This is a genomic window from Rhizobium sp. BR 249, from assembly GCF_047445895.1.
In the GTDB taxonomy this organism is placed as follows: Bacteria; Pseudomonadota; Alphaproteobacteria; order Rhizobiales; family Rhizobiaceae; genus Rhizobium.
The window spans coordinates 59,435-83,662 of the sequence record NZ_JARWKX010000003.1; the positions used below are offsets into that span (position 1 = coordinate 59,435).

Consider the following 24,228-nt stretch of genomic DNA (forward strand, 5'->3'; position numbering starts at 1 on the left):
TCGGCCTACCCCCGTGCGCGGACCTTCATCGCCCAGCCCTCCGGCCGTGCCTCGATGATCTTCACTGCGTCACCAATCGAGATCCTGCCGCTGCCGCGCGGCGTCGTGTTCCAGCCGAAGAGCGGGCCGGGGACACGCCGATCGGCCGACATGCGGATGCGGCCCATGGCCGGCATCGGGTTGGATACGTCGCGCGAGCCGGTCAGCTGGTCCTGCGTCGTCATGATGCAGCGCGAGCAGGGTTTGACGAGATCGAAGCGGATGCCGGCGATCTCGATGGCCGCCCAGCGGTCCTCCGGCCAGGCCTCGTCGATATCGATGACGATATTTGGACGGAACCTGTCCATGCCGACGCTGCCTTCGCCATGGGCGGCGAGATCGGCGTTCAAAGCCTTCAGCGAGCCGGTCGTCGTCACCAGGATCTGATAGCCATCGGTGAAGCTGACGGGCGTGCCTTCGCCGGCCCATTCGGCATTCGCCATCCGCCGTGCGTGCCCGTCGAAGAACACCAGTTGCACCTCACGGCCGAGCCATTCGGAAAGTTGCCGGTTGCTTTCGGGATCGGCGACGGCGGCGCTGACGGTGGATTTCCACACGGCCACATCCATGCGGCTTTCTGGCTGCGGCGGCGGCACGGATATATCAGTCTTTCCCTGCATCCGCAGCCGGAAGGCGCCCGATTCCGGCCGCACATCGATCCGTGCGAGGTCCGGCAGCTCGCGCTGGGTGATGAAGTGGCCCTGCGCATCGGTAATCATCGCCCGCCGGTCGCCGGGAAGCCCAAAGGCATCGATATCGGCGGCAGGCAGCGCAATGCCGCGGGCGCTCTTGAGCGGATAGATGAAGAGGTCGCTGACGCGCATGCCGTTCTCCTAAATTTCGTCCATGAAGGCCGAGAGGAAATCGCGCAGGCTCTTGTCACGCGCGGCGGCGAGCCTGCGACCGGTCTCGGTCTGGAATCCTTCCGCCAGTTTGAACAGTTTCGTCTGGAAATGGTCAATGGCGTAACGCTTGTCGTCGAGCGGACGGTTCGCCGCTGCGGGGTCGAACGGATCGTAGAGCCCCGATCCCATCCGTCCGCCGATATAGAAGCAACGTGCCGCGCCGACCATGCCGATCGCGTCCAGCCGATCGGCATCCTGCAGGATCTTCGCCTCAAGCGTCCGGGGCGCCACTCCGGCCGAGAAGCTGTGGGCGGTGATGGCATGGGCCGAGGCTTCGATATCCGCCTCGCTCCAGCCGAGTTCCGCCAGGATCGCCGATGCCTTCTCCGCTGCCAGCGCAGACGCCTTTGCCCTCAGCGGTGAATTCTTCTCGACCGCGACGCAGTCGTGCAGAAGAACGGAGGCTGCAAGAATCCGCCCGTCGCCGCCTTCTCCTGCATGGATGCGCATGGCGTTTTTGAAGACGCGCAGGATATGGGCGAGGTCGTGCGAGCCGTCGTCGCCTTCGGCGGCATGCGGGACCAGCGCCGCTGCGAGCGTTTCATGAGGAGAGAAGGCTTCGGCAGCGAACATTGCGTCACCTGTCGTTGGGAACATCGGCTGAAGATGGATACCCGGCAGAATGCTTCTATTGGACCGGGGAAAGGTCCTAGTACCGGCTTGCCGCGCGAGTCGCAATCGAAGTGACTTCGGAACGATCCCTCATGCCGCCGTCTTCGGCGGCAGCGAGAGAAGATGGGGGACTTCGCGCGCCGGCCTCGGCGGACTGATGTAGTAGCCTTGGATCTCGTCGCATTCCTCACATTCGAGCAGCGCCAGTTGTGCGGCGCTCTCGACACCTTCGACGGTGACGCGCATGCCGAGCGCATCGCCGAGAAGGATGATCGCGCGCATGATCGCATGCGCCTCCTTGTTGTCGGCAATGTCGCTGACGAAGGATTTGTCGATCTTGATCTTGTCGAAAGGGAAGCTCGAGAGGTAGCTCAGCGAAGAATAGCCGGTGCCGAAATCGTCCATCGAGATGCGGATGCCGCGCTCCTTCAACGCATGCAGGATCGGCAGCACCTCGTCGAGATTTTCCATCAGCACGCTCTCGGTGATTTCGAGCTCGAGCCGCGATGGCGTCAGCGAGGCGGCGGCGAGCGCTTCGCCGACGTCCTGCGGCAGATCGGTGCCGCTGAACTGGATCGCCGAAACATTGACGGCGACCTTGATGCCTTCCGGCCATTGCGCCGCATCGCTGCAGGCCCGGCACAGGACCCAGCGGCCGATATCGACGATGAGGCCGACCTCTTCCGCAAGCGGAATGAAATCCATCGGCGAAATGCGGCCCCGGATCGGGTGGTTCCAGCGTATCAGGGCTTCGAAGCCGCAGATGCGCCGCTGCGAGAGATCGTAGAGCGGTTGGTAGTGCAGCTCGAATTCTTCCTTCTGCACGGCGGCTCGAAGGTCTGCCTCCAGCGCGTGGCGCAACTGCATCTGCGCTTCCATCTCGCCGGTGAAGAAGCGCTCGCGTTTGCGTCCGTCCGCCTTGGCATGCGAGAGGGCCACGCCGGCATGTTTCAGGAGGACGTCGGTTTCCTCTCCGTCTCCGGGTGCGACCGCGATGCCCATGGAGACGCTGAGCTCCACTTGTTTCTCGCCGTGGAGGAATGGTTCGGAAAGCTCTCGGCGGATCTGGTCTGCCAGCGCCGTCACGTTCCACGGTTGCTGCCTGCCTGTCTGCAGAATGGCGAACTCGTCCGAACCGAGACGCGCCAGGATGTTTTCCGTACCGGCAGAGGCGCGGATACGATCGGCGACCTGCTGCAGGATGTCGTCGCCGGTCGACGCGCCCATCGTGTTGTTGATCGATTTGAACCGGTCGAGATTGAGGTGCACGAGGGCGATCTGCTCGTCCGGCTTGCGCTCGGCAAGTGCCGCATCCACCCGCTCGCGGAAATGAATGCGGTTCGGAAGGCCGGTCAGCGGGTCGTGGTGGGCGAGATAGGCAATGCGCTCGGCCGCCTTTCGATCCTCGGTAATATCCGCATGGATCGCGATACTGCTACCGTCGGGAAGGATGGTCACCATGCTCTGGATGATGCGGCCATCGTCCATCTGCCATTCTCGCCGGCGGAGGCTGTCGTTCTTCGCACGCGCAGAGGAATGCTTCCTGCTCCGCTGCTCAGGGGTCGTCCAGATGCTCTCGGCGCCGCGTATTCTGCCGATAAGGTCGGCGATCGTCGCGCCGGCGTCGACATCTGCTCGCCTGAGGCCGAAGAGTTGGCGGAAGCGGGTATTGGAAAGCCGCAGTCGCTGGTCGGCGTCGAAGACGCTGAGACCGATCGGCAGATTGTTGAGAACGACTTCGAAAAGTCTCTTCTGTTCGTCGAATGCCTGCGTGACCGCCGAAATCTCGCCTCGCATCGCGTGGTTTTCGCTCAGCAGCGTTTCCGCGCTTCTCTCGATTTCGCCATAGTCGCTTTCATGGCGGCGATAGGTTGCAATCACGAGATCCATGAGACGCTGCGCATCGATCGATCCGTCGTCCGTGACGGCCTGCGCGCATTGTTGCCAGAAGAGCGTCTCGGCTTTCATGCGGGCGCATCTTGCAGGGACGTTGCGACGATAAAGGCAGAAGGCGTTTTCGTTTGATGAACGTACCTCATCGCGCCGGACATGGAAGAACCTTCCTAAAAGTGCTCAGAAATTGATTTTCTGCGGGATAGACGGCCTAGTAGTGATTTGTGCTCCCATCTTGTACGTGCCGGATTAATATTCGGTTGCACCGCAGCAGAGACATCCGTTCGGCCATGCATTTGTTTTATATGTGAAAAACATCTGAAATGCGGTGGCGGGCGATCGGTTGGAGCGGGTGGAAAACTGTCCAGCCTCGCGTCTTTAGGTTTTGTCAATCATCGTTAAGCAGAGGTTAACAACTTATTGACGCACTGCGCAAATCAGTTTAACAGCGATTCAACACTCGATTTTTTCACCTTCGTATTGCGTACAAACACCACCGGCAGAAGGCGGTGGATGGAGGTTTGTATGACCAGCACCACATCCGTTTCAGATACTTCATATGCATATCTGGCGACGCTGTCGCGGCTCGATGCCAATGGTGACGGCGTGCTCAGCCGCGGCGAACGCGCTGCGGACGAGAAGCCCGGTATCATCAAGGAGCTCCTGGAAGACGACCAGGCCAGCGATGCGCAGCCGAAATTCTCCGGCAGCCTTGTTGCGCTGATGATGGATACGCGTCACAGCGGCGCGACAAGCAGCATTGCCGTTCCCTATCCGTTGCAGCAGACAGCGCCGACATCAGGCGATCAATCCGACGATCTTTACCGCAACACCTACGGCCAGTTCGATTTTAACGCCGTCGCCTAAGCGATGCCACGAATTGAAATGTCTGCGAGCCGGCCATTGGCCGGCTTTTCTCGTTCGAAACTCTTCGAACAGGAACACCTTCCGGGCTGACACGTTCAAAAGGACAACCGGACGGAAGGAGATCTCCATGAAAGCCATGTGCACCATCGCCGCCCTGAGCCTGCTTGCGGTTGCATTTCCGGCAGGCGCCCAGGAGAAGCAGACGGCGATCGCCAATTTCGTCGATAAGGACGGGAAGGAAGATGGCCGCGCGCAGCTGACGGCTGCCGCCAACGGCGGCGTCCTGATCGAAGTCGAAATATCGGGACTGCCGGCGAACAAATGGGTGGCCTTCCATGTTCATGAGACCGGCCGCTGCGACGCTGCCACCCATCATGAATCGGCGGGCGGTCATTTCAATCCCGAGAAGGCGGAGCACGGCATTCTGGCGGCCAAAGGCCCGCACCCCGGCGACATGCCCAATCAATATGTCGGGCAGGACGGCATGTTGAGGGCGCAGATCTTCAACACCATGGTCACGCTCGACGGCAAGACCGACGGCATTCGCGGCCGTGCATTGATGGTGCACGCCAATTCGGATGATTATCGCAGCCAGCCGTCAGGGGATGCCGGCGAAAGACTTGCCTGCGGCGTCGTTCAGTAGCCCGCGGCACAATGCTTTCAATCCGAATCATTGCCGCGTCGGCCCCGGCTTTTCGGCCGCGGCCCTGCCATTGGATTTCTTTGTTGGTGCCGCATCTGCAGAGTTCGGCACCTCGGCCGGATTACCCTTCTCATCGAAGGCGAACTTCACGCGCTTCAGCATGTCGCGGCTGACTGCCCACCAGTCGCCGGTCTTCGCCCAATAACGCAGGGTCACGAAGATCGCGCTGTCAGCGAGGCTGTCGACGAAAACGCTGGGTGCCGGTGACGGCAGAACCCTGGAATCGGCTTTGGCAAGGCCCCTCAGCGTCTCCATCGCCAGATCGAGGTCATTCTCATAGCCGACCTTGATCTTCACCTCATGCTGCCGTGTAGGCTGACGGCTGAAATTGGTGATCGGCGTGTTCCAGAGCGTCGAATTCGGCGCCAGCCGATAGAGCCCGTCGCCGGTTCTGAGTTCGGTCGCAAACAATCCGATTTCGCGCACGGTGCCGGCGACACTGCTGGTCTCGATATATTCGCCGACGCGAAACGGCCTGAGGACCAGCAGCATGATGCCGGCTGCGATGTTCTGCAGCGTCCCTTGCAGCGCCAGGCCGATCGCCAGGCCCGCAGCGCCGAGTGCCGCGATGATCGAGGCGGTCTGGACGCCGAACTGGCCGAGCACGGTAATGAATACCAGGATGAGCAGCGCATAGCGCACCACATTGGTAAAGAAGCGTGCCAGGGTCTCGTCGATGCCATGGATGCGCGACAGGCCCTCATAGGCCCAGCGGCTGATAAAACCGGCGAGCGTCCAGCCGACGACGAGCAGGATCACTGCCCCGAGAATCGAGAAGGAATATTGTACGGCGAGTGCGCTTGCCTGGCTGAGCGCGGTGCGCGTGGCGAGGAGGACATCGTTTGCCTGCTGTTCCATGGAGTCTGGCCCTGCTGATCATGCGTCGTGGGCTAGATGGAGCAGGTGACGGCAGCGTCAACCGCCGGCGGTGTCCCTGATCGCGAGCAGGAAAGGCGCGTTGCCATCGGCATCGGCGCCGCGTCCGATGGCCCGCACTGCCGCAACCAGCCGGCCGCCGCGACCGAGCAGGGCGTCGCCGATTTCGATCAGCCGGGCATTCGGCGTCGCGAAAGGCGAGGCGACCCGCAGCCGCTGGGCAAGCGTTTCCTCGCTCTGATCCGGCGCGAGCGACAGAGCGGCGATCAGGGCCGCCGCGGGCGATCGCGACACACCCATCCAGCAATGGATGAGCAGCGGTGTCTCCTGGCGCCAGGAGGCGGCAAAGTCGATGAGGGCTCGAACATGCGTCTCGTCAGGCGCCACGAGATCGCCGGTGCCCTTGAAGGTGATGTCGTTCATGCCAAGCGTCAGATGGCGTTCGGCCGCGATCACGCCGGGCCGATGAAAGGCCTGCTCCTTGGCGACTAGGCTGATCATGTCACGCGCCTTGTGGCGCACGGCCATTTCCGCGATGCGCGAAAGCGGCGAGACGACGATGAAGCTCATGCTGCCATCCCCCGTTCGGCCTCGATCGCCGCGAAACGCTCGCAGAACAGCCGCTGTGCTTCCAGGGCCGGCAGCGGCTCGATCATCAGCATGTCCCTGCTGATGCCGCGCGGCTGGCCGAAGAATTTCTGCGCCTCGGCAGGCGTGAAGCCGGCGAGCACCGTCGCTTCGAAATAGGCGGCGATCGTATCGGCCTTCTTGATCCGCTCCTTGAGATCGCGCGAGGGATGCGGCGGCAGGCCGAAACGCAGGTGGACGGCGGCCTCCAGCCGTGTTTCCACCGCCTTGTATCCGCCTCCGACCACTGATTTGAACGGTGAGATCATGTCGCCGATCACATATTCAGGCGCGTCGTGCAGCAGCGCCATCAGGCATTCCGCCGGCTTGGCATCGTTGAAGCGTCGAAAAATATCCTCGACGATGAGACTGTGCTGCGCCACCGAAAAGGCGTGATCGCCTGAGGTCTGGCCGTTCCAGCGGGCAACGCGCGCAAGTCCATGGGCGATATCGACGAGTTCGACATCGAGCGGCGAGGGGTCGAGCAGGTCGAGCCTGCGCCCGGACAGCATGCGCTGCCAGGCGCGTGGAGCTTTGGCAGTCACGCGCTTGCCTCATCGGCGCTCGTGGGAAAGACGAGACCGGACCATTCCGGCAGGGCGAGAGAAACGGGCGTTTCGCCGGCAAGCAGTGGCGTATCCGCCGCAATCGCGGCACCCACACGGTCGATGCGCACGATCGCCAGTCCCTTGTCGCCTTCCACCGAGCCGAGCGTTCCCACAGGCTTTCCGGCCGCGGTGATCTCCGTTCCCGTCTCCGGCAAGGCGGTTGCGGCGGAAACCGTGACGACGCGCCGGCGGGCGGTGCCGCGGTGCTGCATGCGCGAGACGACCTCCTGGCCGACATAGCAGCCTTTCTTGAAGGAGAGGCCGCCGTTCAGATCCATCAGGACGTCATGCGGGAAGGCATCCTGCAGCGCAAAATCCGGTCCCGACGTCACGATGCCGTGGCGGATGCGCAGCGCGTCGTAGAGCGCTTCCGCGTCGTCGCCGTGCCTTCCTGCCCGGCGGGTCAGCGTGATGCCCGCCTTGGCAAAGCGGCTGTCCCGGGCGCCATCTGCATCAGCGCCCCAGGAGACGGTGACGCCTTCTTCGGCATGCGGCGCAAGGGTCACGGCGGCGCGCAGCTTGTACATCGTCAGCCGCTTCAGCAGGCCGTCGCGCTGGCTGGCATCCGTTTCGATCGCGTAGCCGCCGACTTCCTGCCAGATGATGAAATCGAACAGGATCTTGCCTTGCGGCGTCAGCAGTGCGCCGGGCCGCGCCTCATCCGGCTCGAGCGCAACGATATCGGTGGTGATCAGGTTCTGCAGGAAGGATTGGGCTTCCGCGCCGCTGACGAAGAGCAGTGAGCGGTCTTTCAGGAATACGTCTGGCATGGCGGAACCCGTCGCGTTGGTCATCGCTCAGAGGTATGTCTTTGCGGGATGGATCGCAAGCGCCATGCAAGGCGCCAAAGGCCTGAACCGGGATAGCTTCAATCGCCTGCGGTGAAGAATTTCCATTTGCCGTCCGGCGTGATGCCGACGCGATAGAAATTATATCCGCCGAATTCCTGCATGTCGGAAAGATCGCCTGCCGTGACGATGCGCAGCAGCTCGACGCGCTCCGGCGGCGTCAGCGACTTCAGGTCCTTTTCGGCGAAATAGGGCCAGACATACATCTCGTCTGCTGTGCCCTGGCCGACATGTACGAAACCGGTCGAGATGATATCGAGCATGATGGCGAGGATTTCGTCTCCATCGGGATCGCCCGAAAGATCCTTCAGCGTGCTGATCGGGTCGTCGGTCGGCTCGCCCACCGTGACCTGGGTCTGGCCGGCGCCTGTGCCCATCAGCGGCCGCAGCCGCTCGAGATCGCCGGAGGCGGCTGCCTCGACGATCTGTTCGCGCATCTTGCGGACAGGCTCGGGCGCCTTGCTGATGTCGTAGATCACCTCGGCGGGCTTGGAATTATCCTGGGCGCTTGGGGTCTTGTCGACACCCTGATTGTTCTGGCTGTTGACCAGCGGATCGGCCATGGGAACGCCGGGAGCGGCTCCGCCCTGCGGCTGGCTCTGCGCCTGGGCGCCTCCCGCTGCGGATGGCGCGTCATTGGCGGCTTGGCCGGGGATCTTGTGCAGTTCGGAAAGCGCGTAAGCTGACGGCGCCAGGAAAACGTTGCCGGCCAGGCCGAACGCAAGCAGCACCGGCGCGAGCGGGATTCGCGAAACTTTCTCTTTACCGGTGCGCATCAAACTCTCTGATATCGGTTATTGCAGGGTGCGGTTCGCGGAAAATTCACCGGCAAGCATGCGCTCGCGCAGCGAATCGAGAAGGGCTTCGGCGCTGCTTTCCCCATGCAATCTGATCGTCTCGCGCAGCGCATGCGCAATGGCGGCATCGGCAATGATTTCAGGCTCGATTCCGTCGGCCATGCCGTCGGCCCAAGCCTCGTTCTGGTACTCCAGAGCCGCCTGCATCTTCTCGTGAACGATCATGTCGTCGATGTCGTTGAGGCTTGCTTCCATTGTCTTTTCCTCAGAACTTCTCATGTCTTACTGCACCGTTAATAACACTAACAGCCTTTTCCCAAAACGACACGTCCGCATGCGAAAACAGGTTAATTAAACGTCAATTTCCAAAGCGCGAGGTAATTTCTGTGGCGAGTGTTGCACCTTCGTTACGGTAGCGCTCTTCTGCCACGATGGCGGCCGGGGTGCAATCCGTATAGACGGAGGCAAAGGCGCGATAGCCGCGATTGAAGGCCGCGGTGAGCTTTTCCTTGCGCTGCGGCTCGTTCCCCGCCTCCGAATCGAGCAGTCGCTGCATGCCCCTTCGCCACTCGTCGCCGCCCGCTGCCTTGCAGAGGGTTCTCAGGTAGTGCACCGAACCCAGCACCTCGGCGAACCGCGCCAGTTTGTCGTCATAAGGCACGATCACCGGAGCCGGCGGGGCAGTCTCTTCCACCGGTGGAGGAGCCGGCGTATTCTTGCCCTGCGCCAGCGTTGGGCCGGCCAGAACGAGCAGGGACAGGAAAACGCGCCGAACGGGAATCATGCGATCAGTTGATACGCTGAGCATGACGGCAACAAGGCGTGCCCGGAAATTTCCACTTCTATTCGCCGCCCGCCAACCGCTCGGCGCATTCGAGCACGCTCTGCGGCACCGGCAGCCGCCGGATTTCCTCAACCGTGTACCAGCCAAGGGCGGCTGCATCGTCGGCCGCTTCCGCCACCGCATCCCGATCCGCGTCGACACGAAAGACCGACAGCAGGAAATGGCTGCTGACGCCGCCGTCGGCCGCATGCGTCTTCAGGTCATAGGTGGAAAACAGCCGTGGATTGCGCGCCGAGATGCCGGTTTCCTCATGGAATTCCCGAAGCGCCGTCTGCTCCGGCGTTTCGCCCGGCTCGGCCCGCCCGCCGGGAAAGGCATACATCTCGGCGGAAGGCGGGTTACGCCTGAGCACCAGAAGGAATCGTCCATCGCGTTCGAGAATGGCGGAAGAGGCGGCTTTGGCGGTGGAGGTCATGGGGGCGCTCTTGCTGTGACGGCTCATCCTATCCGATGAACCGATATTTGCATGCCGCCGCCGCTTGGCTTCCCCAGTTTTCGCGGGAATAGTCGTGATGGATTCGAAAGGTGTTTCCGTGACCTACATCCTTTACGCCTTGGCGGCGATCTTCGAGATTGCCGGCTGCTTTGCCTTCTGGGCATGGCTGAAACTCGAAAAACCTATCTGGTGGCTGGCGCCGGGCATGGTCTCGCTCGCGCTTTTCGCCTGGCTTCTGACGCTGGTGCCGAGCGAGGCTGCCGGGCGCACCTTCGCGGCCTATGGCGGCATTTATATCGTGGCGTCGTTGCTCTGGCTCTGGTTGGTCGAAAGCCGCGTGCCCGATCGCTACGATATCTCAGGCGCGCTGATCTGCCTCGCCGGGGCGAGCCTCATCCTGTTTGGATCCAGAGCCTGAGTCGCCTTGACCGGAGGCCGGCCGGGTGTAAAGACAGGCCGATGTGTGGACGTTTCGCCCTGACAAGCTCCATTGCCGAGTTGAGCGACTTCTTCTCCGGTCTCGACCTCGACGACTTTCCGGCGCGCTACAACATCGCGCCGACGCAGCCGATCCTCGTTGTCATAGCGGGTGAGGGCAGGGAGCGCGGCAGCAATTCGGCCGACCGTCGCGCCGTGCTCGTGCGCTGGGGGCTTACGCCGGCTTGGGTGAAGGATCCGAAGGAGTTCCCGCTGCTGATCAACGCGCGCGCGGAGACCGCGATCGGCAAGGCTTCGTTCCGTGCGGCGATGCGCCATCGCCGGGTGCTGATTCCCGCCTCCGGCTTCTATGAATGGCATCGCCCGTCCAAGGAAAGCGGTGAGAGGCCGCAGGCCTATTGGATCAGGCCGCGCCGGGGCGGGGTCGTCGCCTTTGCCGGTTTGATGGAGACGTGGTCCTCGGCAGATGGCTCCGAGGTCGATACCGGTGCGATCCTGACGACGGCGGCCAATTCAGGGATTTCAGCGATTCACGATCGCATGCCTGTCGTCATCAATCCCGAGGATTTCTCGCGCTGGCTGGATTGCAAGACGCAGGAACCGCGCGAGGTGGCCGACCTGATGCGGCCTGTTCAGGAAGATTTCTTCGAGGCCATACCTGTCTCCGACAAGGTCAACAAGGTCGCCAATATGGGGCCTGACCTGCAGGAGCCGGTCGTCATCGAAAAGCCGGCCAAGGCGCCTGAGAAGCAGAAGCCTGACGACGGCCAGCTCAGTTTTTTCTGAAACTCCATCCGCTTCGTCAGCTAGATCTAAAGCGTGTCAACCCAAACGGACTGCCGACCTGGGATGAAGTCGAAGGCTTGAGCGTGACGCTTCAAGCGGATTTCTTGACGCTGCCCGGCTTGTGCTTCGCCATCAGCGACGCTGCGGCAACGGCCTTCAAGCCGACCGGGCGGTAGTTGGCGCTGAGATCGGGCTTGGCCGGTTGCTTTTCGCCGGTACTGTTCTTCTTCGAGGTCACGATACTCTCCATTACGTGGATCTTCCCTAGTCATTTTATTGTTTGCTGTTTCGTCATGAATAGCGACAAAACGGAGGCGTCGCCTATCAGGATTTGTAAACACGCACCATAATTCGCGAGCCTTAACTGAAGCCTACGTTGGTTAATACTTACTGAAGGGAGGAGTTCCAACAAAAGTGCGAAGCGCTTTTTCTGAGCAAAGCGCTTCGTTGTCGGGGAGTACGTGAGAGAGGAGCATTTCCCATGAGAAAGAGCAGGGAATGCGACAGGTCAGATGTGCCGGCCGATATCGTCGTCGCCGACGCCGGGTTCTTCGATCGTCAGCGTCCCGTATTTCCGGCGCCATTTGCGCGCGCCGAAGGGAAGCGAGACGAGGTAGGCGGCAACGGTGAAGACCATCACCTCCCAGGTGTAGCTCATCAGCAGAGCCACATAGAGCACGACGCCGAGCATCATCGGCAGCACGAGATCGCGCCGCAACCGGTTGCCCTCCGACTTCCCCGACCAGACCGGCAGCCGGCTGATCAGCAAGAAGGCGATGGCGACGGTGTAGATCGACGAAATATAGGCGAAGGTGCGGTCGGTCGCGAGCCCGAGGAAGCCGAGATAAACCGGCAGCAGCACCAGCATGGCGCCGGCCGGCGCCGGCACGCCGACGAAATATTCCGATTGCCAGCTCGCCTTGTTTTCGCGTTCTGCCATGACGTTGAAGCGGGCAAGGCGGAGGCCGGCGGCGATCGCATAGATCAGCGCGGCGATCCAGCCGAGCGAGCGCGCCTGGTCGAGCGCGAAGACATAGACGACGAGGGCGGGTGCGACACCGAAATTGACGATATCGGCAAGCGAATCCATCTGCGCGCCGAACTTCGAAGTCGCCTTCATCAGCCGCGCCACGCGCCCGTCGATGCCGTCGAGGAAAGCGGCGAGCAGCACCATGGAAACGGCGAGCTCGTAACGGTTTTCGAAAGCAAGCCGGATGCCGGTCAATCCGGCGCAGATCGCCAGGATGGTGATGAGGTTCGGAAAGACGAGCCGAAACGGTATTTCGCGCAGACGCGGACCGCGCGCAGAATCATCCGGTCCGTTGGGTTCGAAAGGCGGAAAGGGCGTTTCCATATCGCGTTCCAATTCTTCCTAAAGCATGTCGCGCAAAAGTGTGCAGCGGTTTTGCGGCAACGACATGCGTAAAACAAGGACCTAAAGCGCAAGGAGCGAATCTGAAAGATCGCGACGCGCTTTAGCTGCGGCGGCTGATGACAGGGCCTTTGGCGGAGGCGAATTCGGCGATGACGGTTTCCCCCGCAACTGCCGTCTGGCCGAGCGAGACGCGCGGTGCGGCGCCCGCGGGCAGGAAGACGTCGAGGCGCGAGCCGAAACGGATCAGCCCGAAGCGCTCGCCGGCATCCACCGGCTCGTTCGGGTTTGCCCAGCAGAGGATGCGCCGCGCGACAAGGCCGGCGATCTGGACGACGCCGATCTGGCCGTGGCGGGTTTCGATCACCAGCCCGTTGCGCTCGTTGTCCTCGCTCGCCTTGTCGAGTTCGGCATTGACGAAGCTGCCGGAGCGGTAATTGATGCTGACGATCCGCCCGCGCATCGGCGCCCGGTTCACATGGCAATTGAAGACATTCATGAAGACCGAGATGCGAAGCATCGGCTCCGAGCCGAGGTTGAGCTCGGCCGGGGGCGTCACCATCTGGATCGCCGAGACCTTGCCGTCGGCGGGAGAGATCACCAGATCGTCGTCCTGCGGGGTCACGCGTTCGGGATCGCGGAAGAAATAGGCGCACCAGAGCGTGAAGATCATGCCGATCCAGAAGAGCGGCTTGAAGATCCAGCCCAGCACCAGCGAGGCGACGAAGAAGGCGGCAACGAAGGGATAGCCTTCCTTGTGCACGGGGACGATCGTGTTGCGAACCGTGTTGAACAGGCTCATGGCTGCCGGTCTCCTTGCGTTGTCGTTTTTCGCTGGTTACCGAAAAACCGCCTTCTGGGCAATGCTGCGGCCTCGGCCCCGGCTCGCATGCCGGGGTTCTGAACAACAAAAGCCGGCGCGGCCATCGGGTTCCCCAATTAGTTTGCCGGCGCAAGCCGCGTGACAACGCCCATGTCGTCGCTCTCGCGCACCTGCTTCAGATGTTCCTCGGCCTGCGTGGCCTCGCGCTGGCGGTTCCACATCGAGGCATAGAGGCCGTTCATTTCGAGCAGGGCGGCATGTGTTCCGCGCTCGGCGATCTCGCCGCTTTTGAGCACGATGATCTCGTCGGCGCCGATGACCGTCGAAAGCCGATGGGCGATGACGAGCGTCGTGCGGTTTTTCGAAACCACGTCGAGCGCCGTCTGGATTTCCCGCTCCGTCGTCGTGTCGAGCGCCGACGTCGCCTCGTCGAGGATCAGGATCGGCGGCGCCTTGAGGATGGTGCGGGCGATTGCCACCCGCTGCTTCTCGCCGCCCGAAAGCTTGAGCCCGCGTTCGCCGACCTTGGTCTCGAAGCCTTCAGGCAGCATTTCGATGAAATGGGCGATCTGCGCTACCTCGGCCGCCGCATAGACTTCGCCGTCGCTGGCCGATGTCCGGCCGTAGCGGATATTGTAGGCGACCGTATCGTTGAAGAGCACGGTATCCTGCGGCACCATGCCGATGACGGAGCGCAGGCTCTTCTGCGTCACACCGCGAATATCCTGGCCGTCGACGGTAATCGTGCCGCTCTGGATGTCGTAGAAACGATAGAGCAGGCGTGACAGCGTCGATTTGCCGGCGCCCGACGGGCCGACGACGGCGACCGTCTTGCCGGCCGGCACCTCGAAGGAAATGCCTTTCAGGATGGGACGGGCCGGATCGTAGGAGAAATGCACGTCCTTGAAGGAAATCGCACCCTGGCCGATCCGAAGCTCGGTGGCATCGGGCGCGTCCTTGACCTCGGCTTTCACTTCCAGGAGATCGAACATCTGCTCGATGTCGGTCAGGCCCTGGCGGATTTCGCGGTAGACGAAGCCGATGAAGTTGAGCGGCGCGGAAAGCTGCAACAGCATCGAATTGACGAAGACGAAATCGCCGACCGTCTGCTCGCCGCGCTGCACGGCCAGCGCCGAGAGCACCAGCATGATCGTCGTGCCGATGCCGAAGATCACGCCCTGGCCGAAGTTCAGCCAGCCGAGCGAGGTCCAGACATCGGTCGCCGCCTTCTCGTAGCGCTCCATCGATTTGTCGAAGCGCTTCGCCTCCATCTCTTCATTGCCGAAATATTTGACGGTCTCGAAATTGAGGAGCGAGTCGATCGCTTTGGTGTTGGCGTCGGTATCGCTGTCGTTCATCGACCGGCGGATGGCGATGCGCCAGTCGGATGCGCGGATCGTGAACCAGATATAGGCCCAGACCGTGAAGGCGGTGACGGCCAGATAGGAAAAGCCGTAGCCCCACCAGAAGATCGCGGCCGTGAGCAGGAACTCGATGACTGTTGGAACCGAATTGAGGATCGTGAAGCGCACGATCGTCTCGATGCCCTTGGTGCCGCGCTCGATGATGCGCGAGAGACCGCCCGTCTTGCGCTCCAGATGAAAACGCAGCGACAGCTCGTGCATGTGCACGAAGGTTCGGTAGGCGAGCTGGCGCACCGCATGTTGCCCGACGCTGGCAAACAGCGCATCACGCAGCTGGTTGAGGCCGAGCTGGATCAGCCGGGTGACGTTATAGGCGATGACGAGCGCGATCGCGCCCGCAAGCAGCGGCGGCACGGTGCCGGCGAGATCCATCCTGCCGTTCAGCGCATCGGTTGACCATTTGAAGAAATAGGGGACGAGCAGCAGGACGAACTTGGAGATGAGCAGGTAGACCGAGGCCCAGACGACACGCATCTTGAGATCGGGCCGGCCGGCCGGCCACATATAGGGCCAGAGGTTGAGAAGCGTCTGCAGCAGATGGGATTCCGAGACTGTCTTGCCGTTTGCCATGCCTGTCTCCAGTCCGGATGGGACTTGCCGCGGTGCGGCGCTTCGATGCCCGGCAGAGCGCGGACCGTGGGGCGTGCCTGAAAGCGTTTCCCGCGATCCTGAGCCGCCATCGCCAGATAAGGTGCCGGCCGGACGAATACAACACGTGCGGGGTTCTGGAAAAGATAAGCCGGGCGGTTATCCCGCCCGGCTTGCTCAGCTTGTCTTTGCCAGCCTCAGAGGCGCTGGCCGGAGAGGCGTTTGCGGTGCAGCTCTTCGGCGTTCGGCAGCACATCCTTCGGCAGGCCGAAGATCTGGCCCGGGCGGATGCGATCGGGGTCGGTGATCTTGTCCTCATTGGCGATGTAGATCGTCGTATAGCGAACGCCGAGCCCATAGGTGCGGCGCGAAATCTGCCACAACGTATCGCCGCGGCGGATGATGACGGCCGCGTTGTTTGCCGTCAGCGGCGCCTGCTCGATCGTCTTCGGCTCGTTGCTGGCCGCATCGTTTGCGGCGGGTGCCGCCGGCGCGGGCTGAGCGGTGAGTTCGGCGATCAGCGCGCCGAGCCGCTCGATTGCGGCGCCGACGGATTTCGCATCCTTCGGCAGGCCCTGAAGCAGTGTCAGCGCATTCGAGGCCGTCCGCGAGGCGGAGCCGGATGCCTGCTTGAAAGCCTCGGACGCATCGGTTTCCGGGCGGAAGTCGGTGACGGAGCGCAGGGCAAATTCCGTTGCCGAGCGCGCAGCTGCAAGCTGTTCGACGCCGGGTTGTTTACCGTCCGCAAACAGACCCTTCAGCAGGCCGAAGGCCTTGCCGGCTTCGGCCTTGCGCTTGCCGAGTTCGCCTTCGTCGAGGGGGACCAGCGAAGCGGCGCCGTTCGCGTCGGCGGGAGCCGATTGCGCGGCGACCCTCACCTGATCGCCCGCCGGACGGTTGAAGTTCACGGCGGCGCGCACGATCACCTTGCCCGTGGGGTCGACGACATCGACGCGGATCTTGTGGTCGCCGACCGAGAGCGCCGCCACGCCGTCGATGACGAAATGGCCGTCTGAGCCGGCCGTGTCCTGGCCGATGAGGTTGTCGTCGGCATAGCCGAGGACCTTGGCATTGGCGCGGGTCGTGCCGGCAATGAAGATCTTGTTACCTTCGATCTCGACGGCGTTGACCATCACATCAGGCGCGACTGCCTTGTCGGGTGCGGCCGTGCCGGGAGCGGCGGTCTCGCTATTGGCGCTGCCGGAAGAGGCTTCGGTCGGGTTCGGTGTCTGCAGCGCCAGCTCGCCGGTCGGCGCGGCGGCCGCAGGAGCCCCAGCCGCAGCCGAATTGTCGGCAGGCGACGGATTGGAGGCATCGGCGACTTCCGTTTCACCCTTCGGCGCGGTGATGATGCGGCTCGCCGCGCCAGGTTTGGAAACCATGGCGAGCAGATTGGCGCCGTTGCCGTCCTTCGGCACGGAAACGGTCGCGACCTCTTCGGAAAGCGTGCTCTTGCCATCCTTGCCCGTGACCTTCAGCACGAGCTGGTGATCGCCTGCGGGAAGGGGATTGTCGAGGACGGCGGCGAAATCGCCGCTCGCATCGACATTGGCCGTCGTCACCACCTTGTCGCCGTCGAGCACCTCGAGCTTGCCGTTCGGTTCGGCGGAGCCGGCAATCACGGTGGAACCGTCAGGTTCGACGCGCAAGATGTCGAAGGCCGGAAGCTTCGGGCCGGTATTCTGCGCCGGCGTATTCGCCGCAGAGGCGGCAGGCTCTGGCGCACCGGTCAGCGCTGCCTCGGCCTTGGCGACGGCGGCAAGCGCATCGGCGGCATTCTCAGGGAGCGCCTGAACGATGGCGAGCGCCTTCGCGCCGCCGTCCTTGGCCTTGGCGGCTACGGTCTGGGTGGCGGGATCGACGCCGTCGGGAACGACAAAATCGGCAAGCGCGGTCAATGCTTTGACGGCCTTGGTCTTGGCGGCGGTGAAGACGTCGATGGCCGGCCCCTTGCCGTCGGCAAACAGTGTCCTAAGTTCGCTGAGGGATGTGCCGGCATCGGCGGAGAGGCGGCCTACCTGTTCGGACACGGCAGCCGAGTCCGTTACCGCGGAGCGTGATGTCTTTGCCGCCTCGTTAACCGTGTTCTTGAGTTCCGTGCTCGCCTGGTTGATGGCATCGCCGACTTTGGTTGCATCGCCGCCGATGCGCGGCATGACGAAAAACACCATCAGTAAGATTGCGATTACGAGCACTGCAAGGGCCAGCAAGCCGGCACGGTTCTTCATCATTATGTCTCCCAAGGCGGCAATTTGCCGTAGTAACCAAAATTGCTAGCGATTCCCGTTGCTTTTCACAAGCATTCAAAGCAATTAGGCAAGCTAGGCACGCTGCTTTTCAGTCAATTTTCTTGACTGCATTGAAATGGAATAGTTGTTTCGCCTCTATGACCGAGCAATCTGTATCGATTCGATCCATCTGCGTTTACTGCGGCTCCAGGCCGGGACGCGATCCCTCGCACATGGCGGCCGGGCGTGCTCTCGGAAGAGAGATCGCCGAATACGGCCTGCGCCTCGTCTATGGCGGGGGCACCAAAGGCATCATGGGCGCAGTGGCAAGTGGCGTGCTTTCAGGCGGCGGTCAGGTCACCGGCATCATTCCCGAATTCCTGATCGATATGGAAGCGACGCGCCACTCGCTCGGTCAGCTCAACGAACTCATTGTAACTCCTGACATGCATGCGCGCAAACATACGATGTTCGAGCGCTCCGATGCCTTCGTCGCCCTGCCGGGCGGCATCGGCACGCTGGAGGAAATCGTCGAGATCATGACCTGGGCACAGCTCGGCCGCCATGAAAAGCCGATGGTTTTTGCCAACATCAACGGCTTCTGGGATCCGATGATGGAGCTGCTGCGTCATATGACCGGCGAAGGCTTCGTCCACACCGCCCATCGGGTGCAGCCTTTGGTCGTCGACGATGTCTCCGGCATCATTCCGGCGATCATGGCCCAGGCAGCCCAGCTCGCCGCCGATCGTGACGGCGAAGATGAGGTGATTTCCAAAATGTAGGCAGGGCAGCAGCCCCTGGCGCTGATTAGCCTTTCGCGGACCTATTCAGCTATAGGCTGAAACAAGCTCAGTCACCTGATGCCGCATCCACCGGTTGGCGGGATCATTGTCGCTTGCCGCCGACCAGACCATCGATATCGGGCTCACCGTCAAATCGAGGGGAACCTCGGCGACCGCCAAGCCGAACAGGCCGGCATAGCGCTTCACGATTCTGGTCGGCAGGGTCGCGATCAGGGGCGCTTCGAGGACGGCGGTCAGCACGGTCAGGAATTCCGGCGCAGCCACCGACACGTCGAGTCGCACGTTGATCCGCTTCAACGCATCATCGATGCACCCTTCGATGGCGTCCTTCTGGGAAACCAGGGCATGCTTCAGGCCGACATAGCTGTCGCGGTCCAAAGTTTCGGGAAGATCAAGAAGCTTCGGATTGTAGCAACACATCAGCGATTGCTCGAACAGCAGGTTCCGCCGGTGTCTGTTGTTGCCGTCATTGTAGCAGCCGACGCCGAGGTCGATGATATTGTCGTCCAGGAGCTTATGGACCAGCTCGGGGTCGACCGCTCGCGCAAGCACTTTGATACCGGGGGCCGTCTCGCTCAACATAGCGGCGAGACGCGGCACGAGCAGCACCTCAAGCTCGCTGGAAAAGCCGATGCGGAATATCTGCTCAGCCCGGCCCGGCTCGAAGGTCGCCGGCGTTACGATCGCCTGCTGCGTGCGGGTGAGTATCTGCTCCACGGCTTCGGCGAAACGCAGCGCCCGATGGGTCGGCTGCATGACCTGGCCGACACGCACGAACAGCTCGTCCTGAAGCAAGATCCGTAGAGTGCCGAGATTATGGCTCATGGCGGGCTGCTGGATTTTCAGCCGGACAGCCGCCTTCGTCACGCTCCGCTCCTTCATGAGGGCATCGAAGGCGACGAGGAGGTTGAGGTCGAAAGACCACAAATTGAAATGATCGATGGAGACAATTTCATTCATCGATTTGATCGTTGCATGAATTGTCCCTACTGTCCATAGCCATCAGACAGCGCTGTCCCGGTTCAGTTCAACTCGAAAGGAAATTCCATGAGCGATCTTGGAAAGGAATATCGTATTGCCGGCGTGACGGTCAGAAAGGTGCTGGAGCAGTATCTGCACAACGTTCCGCCCTCATTTCTCTACCCGACCGCCGGATCTGAGGAAATCAAGGCGGTTGAGCCACGTCTTTCCGCCATCGATATGGAAGAGGGCCGCGATGCCCTTGTGGTGAGCATCCATAGCTGGCTTGTCAGGACGCCCGACCACGTCATCCTCATCGACACGGGTTCGGGTAACGATAAGGAAAGACCGCGCAATCTCGCTTTCCATCAGCAGACCCTCCCGTTTCTCCACAGGTTGCGCCAGGCAGGTGTCGAGCCCGAAGACGTCGACTTCGTCATAAATACCCATCTCCACGTCGATCATTCCGGCTGGAATACCGTTCTCGAAGACGGAAGATGGATCCCCACTTTCAAAAACGCACGCTACATCTTCCCACGCGCCGAGCAGGAATATTATGCGTCGACGGCAAGCCACAACGACGTCAACATTCCCAGCGCCGGCGTCTATGAAGACAGCGTGCGACCAGTGATCGAGGCGGGTCTTGCCGATTTCATCGACGGTGCAGGCGGTCGTTTCCTGGATCACTTTACCTTCTTGCCGACGCCTGGGCACAGCATCGGCCATATGTCCGTTCTGCTGGAGGCGGACAATCAAGCGGCAATCTTCGCCGGCGATGTCATGCATCATCCGATCCAGGTGGAACGGCCCGACCTCAACACGGTCTTCTGCGAATTCCTGGATCAGGCTGCCCAGTCCAGACGGCGCGTCCTCGAACTCGCGGCCGATAATCGCGCCATGTACTTCTCCACGCACTTTCCAGGTTCGTCTGCTGGATATGTAACCCGCGACGGCGAAAAATTCAGGTGGTCCTATGTCTGACAACAAGCTCGCATCTTCAGCTTTTGACGCCGGCGAAATCGTATTCGACGAGCATTACGTTGATAGCGGAACCGATGGCATCAAGCTCTATATCCGCAATAAGCGAAGGAAGGACCACAAAGTCTTTCTCGCGGGGAAAACGATCGTGATGGTGCATGGGGCAACCTTCTCGTCCGGAAGTCTTTACGACGTTCCCTTCAACGGGATGTCCTTCATCGACTTCCTCGCTCATCGAGGCTTCGATGTCTTTGCGGTTGATGTCCGGGGCTATGGAAGATCGACCCGCCCGCCAGAGATGCAGGCGGCGCCCGATCTCAACCCGCCTCTTGTCGCCACAGACACCGGCGTCACCGACTTCGCAACGGCCATCGATTTCGTCCTTCGACTTCGCGACCTCAAGAACGTTAACGTCTTTGCAATGTCGTGGGGCGGTACCGTGGCCGGTGCATATGCTGCGCGCAACCCCGACAAGGTCGTCAAGCTCTCCTTGCTCGCGCCGCAATGGCTCAGTGACGTTGCCATCCCCATCGATCAGGGCGGCGCGCTCGGCTCCTACAGGCTTGTTCCCGTCCATGCGGCCCTGGCGCGTTGGCTAGGCACCGCACCCGAATACGCGCGTGAACGTCTTGTGCCTGAGGGCTGGTTCGACCTCTGGGCCGCACTGACCCTCTCGGAGGAGCCGTCGCAGGCCGACAGAGAGCAAGGCAAACTCCGGGCCACCAACGGGCCGATCCAGGACATCCGCACCTACTGGAGAGCTGGAGCGCCCTATTATCGGCCAAGCGAGATTCGCGCGCCGGTGCTGTTGTTGCACGGCGAATGGGACATCGACGTCCCGCTCGAGCTAGCGCGGACCTATTTCGAGCAACTGACCGGTGCCTCCTACAGGCGATGGGTGGAAATCGGGGAGGTGACGCATCTCGCCCTCATGGAGAGCCACCGCATGCAGGTCTATTCCGAGGTTGCCCGCTTCTTCGAGGAAGATTTCAAACCGGAATAGAGTCTGAACGACGTGGCTCCGGGATCGAATCCGGAGCCCGCTTCCTCCATCAAGCCGGCCGCGCGTTCACGTCCATCAAACCAGTCGTTCCCATGATAATTCTGATCACCGCAATCCTGGATGCCGGACGAAGTGCCGTCGACATCGCCATATTCACCTTTCTGCCGCTAATGATCGTGACCTTTTCGCTGATGCGCTACCTCGAGGGCATGAGCGCACTGCGATCAATCGCCGGCAAGGCCAACCTGCTCTTCAGACTTTTCGGCCTGGACGGTTTTGGGGCCTTGGCGATCATCCAGCTCAGCCTCGTAAGTTCGGCTGCCCCGGTTGCTGCCCTGTCGCTGATGGCGCACAAAAGAACATCGGATAAATTTATGGCCGCCGCCTTTGCGGCGGTGCTTGCGGCTGCGCCGGCAAATGCCAGTTTCCCGCTCGCAAGTATCGGTATCGATCCCGGCTTGATCACAATAAACGGCGTTTGCGGAGCGCTCGTTGCGTCCACTCTCGCCTGTTGGATCGTTGGGCGCCGTTCCTTGCCCGGAAAGCCCTCTTCCTGCGACAGGGCGGAGGACCACGACGTGACAAGGCGCGATCTGCTGGCGGCGATAAATCGCGGTGGCGCAGATGCTATGGGCGTCGTTTCTGCGATCCTGCCGGTGCTCGTGATCTCATTGGCTCTTGTAAGGCTTACCGAAAGCACAGGCGCACTTTCCGCCTTCACGTCCGCTGCGCAGCCATTGCTTCAGCTGCTCGGCGCCTCGCAGCAGGATGTCCTCTTCCTGCTCACAAAGTGCCTGGCAGGATCGAGCGCAGCGGTCACCCTGCTGCTTAACGCCCACAAGGAACTGAGCCTTCCGCCGGAGAAAATCATTCACGGATCCGCATTTCTGCTGAACCCTCTCGATCTTCCCGGCCTATCCATTCTTGTCGCTTCAGTGCCGGCGCTCCGCTCGGTGGCGAGGGTTGCCATCTTGAGCGCATTGACCGGAATTCTCGTCCGCACAGCGCTGCTATCCTGGCTTTGAGCCAACGCTCCGGCTTGCGCTGAGAGAACGGCTACATTCTTCCGCGGCTCCCCCGCAGCATCGACCAGCTATAGAGGAACAGTCCCGCCCAGATCAGCGCGAACGCGATCATGCGCGCCGTGCCGAGCGGCTCCTGGAAGACGAAAACCGCAATCAGGAAGATCATCGTCGGCGCGATATACTGCATGATGCCGATCGTCGAGAGCTTCAGGAGCTTGGCGCCGTTGGCATAGATCATCAGCGGTACGGCGGTGATGACGCCGCAGCCGAGCAGCAGCGTCGTGTCGGCAAGGCCGGTTCGGTAGAAATGGCCCTCACCGGTGGCGAATTCGAGATAGAGGATGTAGAGGAGGGCGGGCCCGCTGAGGAGCAGCACTTCGAGGAAGAACCCCTGGTTCGGCCCGAGCGGCAGCGTCTTGCGGAAGAGGGCATAGAACCCCCAGGAGATCGCCAGCGTCAGCGCCACCCATGGAATGCCGCCGCTATCGAAGGCAAGAATGGCGACGGCAAGGGCCGCAAGCGCGATCGCGCCGATCTGCAGCGGCTGCAGCTTTTCCTTGAGGAGCACGGAGCCCAGAAAGATGCTGAACAGCGGATTGATGAAATAGCCGAGTGCGGCATCGAGCGAATGGCCGGCGCCGATCGCCCAGACATAAGTGCCCCAGTTGACGGTGATCAGCGCCGCCGTCAGCGCGCCCATCGCCAGCATGCGCGGAGAGCGCAGCGCGGTGCGGATATCCCCAGTGCGCCCGAGCACGATCAGCACGATGCCGGCGAGCGGCAGCGACCAGACGATGCGGTGCGCGATCACCTCGGCCGGCGGAATATGCGCCACCGCCTTCATGTAGATCGGCAGGAAGCCCCAAAGCAGATAGGCCGTCAGCGCGAAGGCGAAACCGCGCGGACTATCTTCGTTCTTGATCAGCGGAGCGGATACATCGGTCGACATCGAGTGTTTCCATCTTTGTTCTTCTTCTGATCCGGCCTAGCTTAAGCGCCGTGAATAGGCCAATTCATTTCGTTGAATGAAGGGTAAGGGGATTTGAAGCGGATGGCGGAAGAATGGACGGATGACAGCGGCAAAGGCTGGTATCGCCTCCTAAAGTTTGAATCCTCTTCCCGACTGCCGCGGGCAGCCGGACCAGTTGAGGGAACAAAACTGCAAACCCGCTGATACGATCCGCGCATTCAGTTGACAGGCCCGGCAGGTTCTTTCATCTGGAGCGCCAAACGCCAGATCAGGAGCCTCTCATATGACACTTACCGTACGCCCGGCAACGCCTTCAGACGCGGCGACGATCTTGCGATTTGTCCGCGAATTGGCCGACTATGAAAAGGCGATCCACGAGGTCGAGGCGACCGAGGAGAGTACGCGTGCGGCGATCTTCGGCGACGGTTCCGTCACGCATGCGCTGATCTGCGAACGCGAGGGGCAAGCCATCGGCATGGCGGTTTATTTCTTCAGCTATTCGACCTGGCAAGCGAAGAACGGTCTTTATCTGGAGGATCTCTACGTAACACCGGATGCGCGCGGCTCGGGCGCCGGCAAGGCGCTTTTGCGGCGCCTGGCGCAGATCGCGCTGGAGAAGGGTTGCGGCCGCTTTGAATGGAGCGTGCTCGACTGGAACGAACCCTCGATCCGTGTCTACGAGGCGATTGGCGCCGAGCCGCAGAAGGAGTGGATCCGCTACAGGATGGTGGGTGAGACACTGGTGGCGTTTGCCCGCGGTTAGGTCAGTCGTTGT

Annotated in this window: 27 protein-coding genes; 9 read left to right on the forward strand and 18 right to left on the reverse strand. The window is 61.7% G+C overall.

Annotation, left to right across the window (positions count from 1 at the left end):
- Positions 1 to 5: 5 nt before the first annotated feature.
- The 3 genes from QD408_RS04215 to QD408_RS04225 form a co-directional block, all read right to left on the reverse strand.
- Positions 6 to 863: an MOSC domain-containing protein gene (locus QD408_RS04215; protein ID WP_414138453.1), complete on the reverse strand. Its 858-nt coding sequence runs from the start codon at positions 861 to 863 to the stop codon at positions 6 to 8.
- 9 nt (positions 864 to 872) lie between these two features.
- Positions 873 to 1,517 (reverse strand): HD domain-containing protein, encoded by a 645-nt coding sequence (locus QD408_RS04220; RefSeq protein ID WP_414138454.1) that lies wholly within the window; start codon positions 1,515 to 1,517, stop codon positions 873 to 875.
- Positions 1,518 to 1,646: 129 nt separating this feature from the next.
- Positions 1,647 to 3,524, reverse strand: a complete 1,878-nt coding sequence (locus QD408_RS04225) for a putative bifunctional diguanylate cyclase/phosphodiesterase (RefSeq protein WP_414138455.1) — start codon at positions 3,522 to 3,524, stop codon at positions 1,647 to 1,649.
- A gap of 450 nt (positions 3,525 to 3,974) precedes the next feature.
- Between QD408_RS04225 and QD408_RS04230 the strand changes: the two genes are divergently transcribed.
- Both QD408_RS04230 and QD408_RS04235 read left to right on the forward strand, forming a co-directional pair.
- The gene (locus QD408_RS04230) at positions 3,975 to 4,316 is read left to right on the forward strand and encodes a hypothetical protein (RefSeq protein WP_088681987.1); all 342 of its coding nucleotides are present in this window, start codon (positions 3,975 to 3,977) and stop codon (positions 4,314 to 4,316) included.
- A 127-nt stretch (positions 4,317 to 4,443) separates the two neighbouring features.
- Positions 4,444 to 4,959 (forward strand): superoxide dismutase family protein, encoded by a 516-nt coding sequence (locus QD408_RS04235; protein WP_414138456.1) that lies wholly within the window; start codon positions 4,444 to 4,446, stop codon positions 4,957 to 4,959.
- A gap of 27 nt (positions 4,960 to 4,986) precedes the next feature.
- Here the strand turns inward: QD408_RS04235 and QD408_RS04240 are convergent, their stop codons facing one another.
- From QD408_RS04240 to QD408_RS04275, 8 genes are all read right to left on the reverse strand, one after another.
- Positions 4,987 to 5,877: a mechanosensitive ion channel family protein gene (locus QD408_RS04240; protein ID WP_414138457.1), complete on the reverse strand. Its 891-nt coding sequence runs from the start codon at positions 5,875 to 5,877 to the stop codon at positions 4,987 to 4,989.
- A 57-nt stretch (positions 5,878 to 5,934) separates the two neighbouring features.
- Positions 5,935 to 6,465 carry a tyrosine phosphatase family protein gene (locus QD408_RS04245; RefSeq protein ID WP_414138458.1) on the reverse strand — a complete coding sequence of 177 codons (531 nt, stop codon included), beginning with the start codon at positions 6,463 to 6,465 and terminating at the stop codon, positions 5,935 to 5,937.
- Complete coding sequence (locus QD408_RS04250; RefSeq protein WP_088682089.1) at positions 6,462 to 7,034, reverse strand: YfbR-like 5'-deoxynucleotidase; 573 nt, start codon at positions 7,032 to 7,034, stop codon at positions 6,462 to 6,464. The genes QD408_RS04245 and QD408_RS04250 overlap by 4 nt, the downstream gene beginning before the upstream one ends.
- Positions 7,035 to 7,063: 29 nt before the next feature.
- Positions 7,064 to 7,900: a YgfZ/GcvT domain-containing protein gene (locus QD408_RS04255; RefSeq protein ID WP_414138459.1), complete on the reverse strand. Its 837-nt coding sequence runs from the start codon at positions 7,898 to 7,900 to the stop codon at positions 7,064 to 7,066.
- A gap of 98 nt (positions 7,901 to 7,998) precedes the next feature.
- A complete protein-coding gene (locus tag QD408_RS04260) occupies positions 7,999 to 8,754 on the reverse strand; it encodes a hypothetical protein (RefSeq protein ID WP_088681992.1) in 756 nt (251 codons plus the stop codon).
- Between the two features lie 18 nt (positions 8,755 to 8,772).
- Complete coding sequence (locus QD408_RS04265) at positions 8,773 to 9,030, reverse strand: hypothetical protein (RefSeq protein ID WP_064692442.1); 258 nt, start codon at positions 9,028 to 9,030, stop codon at positions 8,773 to 8,775.
- A gap of 103 nt (positions 9,031 to 9,133) precedes the next feature.
- The gene (locus QD408_RS04270) at positions 9,134 to 9,583 is read right to left on the reverse strand and encodes a TIGR02301 family protein (RefSeq protein WP_190237424.1); all 450 of its coding nucleotides are present in this window, start codon (positions 9,581 to 9,583) and stop codon (positions 9,134 to 9,136) included.
- Positions 9,584 to 9,617: 34 nt separating this feature from the next.
- Complete coding sequence (locus tag QD408_RS04275; RefSeq protein WP_414138460.1) at positions 9,618 to 10,034, reverse strand: NUDIX hydrolase; 417 nt, start codon at positions 10,032 to 10,034, stop codon at positions 9,618 to 9,620.
- A 118-nt stretch (positions 10,035 to 10,152) separates the two neighbouring features.
- Here QD408_RS04275 and QD408_RS04280 point away from each other — a divergent pair, with 118 nt between their 5' ends.
- Positions 10,153 to 10,473, forward strand: coding sequence for a YnfA family protein (locus QD408_RS04280; protein ID WP_414138568.1), 321 nt, complete (start codon positions 10,153 to 10,155; stop codon positions 10,471 to 10,473).
- A gap of 41 nt (positions 10,474 to 10,514) precedes the next feature.
- Positions 10,515 to 11,279, forward strand: a complete 765-nt coding sequence (locus QD408_RS04285) for an SOS response-associated peptidase (protein WP_414138461.1) — start codon at positions 10,515 to 10,517, stop codon at positions 11,277 to 11,279.
- 91 nt (positions 11,280 to 11,370) lie between these two features.
- Here the strand turns inward: QD408_RS04285 and QD408_RS04290 are convergent, their stop codons facing one another.
- The 5 genes from QD408_RS04290 to QD408_RS04310 form a co-directional block, all read right to left on the reverse strand.
- Positions 11,371 to 11,517 carry a hypothetical protein gene (locus tag QD408_RS04290; RefSeq protein ID WP_190237425.1) on the reverse strand — a complete coding sequence of 49 codons (147 nt, stop codon included), beginning with the start codon at positions 11,515 to 11,517 and terminating at the stop codon, positions 11,371 to 11,373.
- A 270-nt stretch (positions 11,518 to 11,787) separates the two neighbouring features.
- Complete coding sequence (pssA, locus tag QD408_RS04295; protein ID WP_088681995.1) at positions 11,788 to 12,633, reverse strand: CDP-diacylglycerol--serine O-phosphatidyltransferase; 846 nt, start codon at positions 12,631 to 12,633, stop codon at positions 11,788 to 11,790.
- Positions 12,634 to 12,754: 121 nt separating this feature from the next.
- A complete protein-coding gene (locus QD408_RS04300) occupies positions 12,755 to 13,453 on the reverse strand; it encodes a phosphatidylserine decarboxylase (RefSeq protein ID WP_017963685.1) in 699 nt (232 codons plus the stop codon).
- 137 nt (positions 13,454 to 13,590) lie between these two features.
- Complete coding sequence (locus QD408_RS04305) at positions 13,591 to 15,468, reverse strand: ABCB family ABC transporter ATP-binding protein/permease (RefSeq protein WP_088681996.1); 1,878 nt, start codon at positions 15,466 to 15,468, stop codon at positions 13,591 to 13,593.
- Positions 15,469 to 15,683: 215 nt separating this feature from the next.
- On the reverse strand, positions 15,684 to 17,717 hold the full coding sequence (locus QD408_RS04310; RefSeq protein WP_088681997.1) for a LysM peptidoglycan-binding domain-containing protein: 2,034 nt from the start codon (positions 17,715 to 17,717) through the stop codon (positions 15,684 to 15,686).
- Positions 17,718 to 17,872: 155 nt separating this feature from the next.
- Between QD408_RS04310 and QD408_RS04315 the strand changes: the two genes are divergently transcribed.
- Positions 17,873 to 18,496, forward strand: a complete 624-nt coding sequence (locus QD408_RS04315) for a TIGR00730 family Rossman fold protein (RefSeq protein ID WP_088681998.1) — start codon at positions 17,873 to 17,875, stop codon at positions 18,494 to 18,496.
- Positions 18,497 to 18,541: 45 nt separating this feature from the next.
- Here QD408_RS04315 and QD408_RS04320 read toward each other — a convergent pair whose 3' ends face one another.
- Positions 18,542 to 19,477: a LysR family transcriptional regulator gene (locus tag QD408_RS04320; protein WP_088681999.1), complete on the reverse strand. Its 936-nt coding sequence runs from the start codon at positions 19,475 to 19,477 to the stop codon at positions 18,542 to 18,544.
- A gap of 87 nt (positions 19,478 to 19,564) precedes the next feature.
- On the opposite strand from QD408_RS04320, the gene QD408_RS04325 reads away from it, so the two are divergent.
- From QD408_RS04325 to QD408_RS04335, 3 genes are all read left to right on the forward strand, one after another.
- On the forward strand, positions 19,565 to 20,458 hold the full coding sequence (locus QD408_RS04325) for an MBL fold metallo-hydrolase (RefSeq protein ID WP_414138462.1): 894 nt from the start codon (positions 19,565 to 19,567) through the stop codon (positions 20,456 to 20,458).
- Entirely contained in the window at positions 20,451 to 21,458 is a 1,008-nt protein-coding gene (locus tag QD408_RS04330; protein ID WP_088682001.1) for an alpha/beta hydrolase, read from the forward strand. Before QD408_RS04325 ends, QD408_RS04330 begins: the two co-directional genes overlap by 8 nt.
- 92 nt (positions 21,459 to 21,550) lie before the next feature.
- Positions 21,551 to 22,483 (forward strand): hypothetical protein, encoded by a 933-nt coding sequence (locus tag QD408_RS04335; RefSeq protein ID WP_414138463.1) that lies wholly within the window; start codon positions 21,551 to 21,553, stop codon positions 22,481 to 22,483.
- Positions 22,484 to 22,514: 31 nt separating this feature from the next.
- Here QD408_RS04335 and rarD read toward each other — a convergent pair whose 3' ends face one another.
- Positions 22,515 to 23,432: an EamA family transporter RarD gene (rarD, locus tag QD408_RS04340; protein ID WP_088682003.1), complete on the reverse strand. Its 918-nt coding sequence runs from the start codon at positions 23,430 to 23,432 to the stop codon at positions 22,515 to 22,517.
- Between the two features lie 304 nt (positions 23,433 to 23,736).
- Between rarD and QD408_RS04345 the strand changes: the two genes are divergently transcribed.
- Positions 23,737 to 24,216, forward strand: a complete 480-nt coding sequence (locus QD408_RS04345; RefSeq protein WP_414138464.1) for an N-acetyltransferase family protein — start codon at positions 23,737 to 23,739, stop codon at positions 24,214 to 24,216.
- The last annotated feature ends 12 nt before the right edge of the window (positions 24,217 to 24,228 follow it).